The sequence below is a fragment of the Palleronia caenipelagi genome (assembly GCF_007004065.1).
Taxonomy (GTDB): Bacteria; Pseudomonadota; Alphaproteobacteria; order Rhodobacterales; family Rhodobacteraceae; genus Palleronia; species Palleronia caenipelagi.
Genome location: NZ_VFSV01000163.1, coordinates 1 through 736, shown reverse-complemented (window position 1 = coordinate 736; position 736 = coordinate 1). Strand labels below are relative to the sequence as shown.

Here is a 736-nt window from a genome sequence, read left to right as displayed (position 1 = left end):
CGGCGTGCGGACAAGTTTGGATCCGCGGCAATGAGGCCTGTGATCGCCTCCTCCAACTCGGAAAGTTGCCTTTCGATAAACGCCAACCGGGCCTTTGACTGGCGTTTGAGGACATTGTTCTGAGCTGCGGAGGCTCGGTTGCTCGCAGCTGTCCGTTCTTTGACAAGCGCCAACCTGGCCACATGTAGCTCTCTGAGATCGTTCATCATCTCYCCGCGCACCGGACGTGATGGCAGATCAAGCGCAAGTCCCATGCGGGCCAACAGCATGGCATCGACCCGATCGGTCTTGGCCTGGGTKCCCGTGGCTTCGGCAAAGCGGCGCGCCTGCCTGGGATTGACCTTGACGAGCGCATGCTCCGCCTTGGCCAGTGCGTCCTCCATCCCGCGGTGATACGGGCCGGTTGGCTCGTAGACGAGCCGCAATTCTCCGGCACTGCCAATCCACTTCAGAAGGGCCTTGAAGCCGGTCTTGTCATTATCAAAGACCGCGTGCTGGCGATCCGAGAGACGGTAYGTGTCCAGCTGGTCTTTCGAGATATCGATACCGATGATATCCTGCATCTGTCTTTTCCTTACCTCTGCTTGTCATGCAGGCCCAAAGCCCTGCTATCCGTTCAGGTCATGAGAAAAGACGGGGGCGATCACACTACCGCACGGCCCAGAACGGCCGACCCATTCCCGATCCGTCCCCCGCCGCTTCCCGGCATGTTTGGGGAGCCGGGAAGCGGCTCCCT

At 60.2% G+C, this 736-nt stretch carries 1 protein-coding gene; it reads right to left on the bottom strand.

The features are described from left to right. Positions 1 to 563: IS110 family transposase (locus FEV53_RS20470; protein WP_142836430.1), on the bottom strand; the 563-nt coding region annotated here is incomplete at its 3' end. Between the last annotated feature and the right edge of the window lie 173 nt (positions 564 to 736).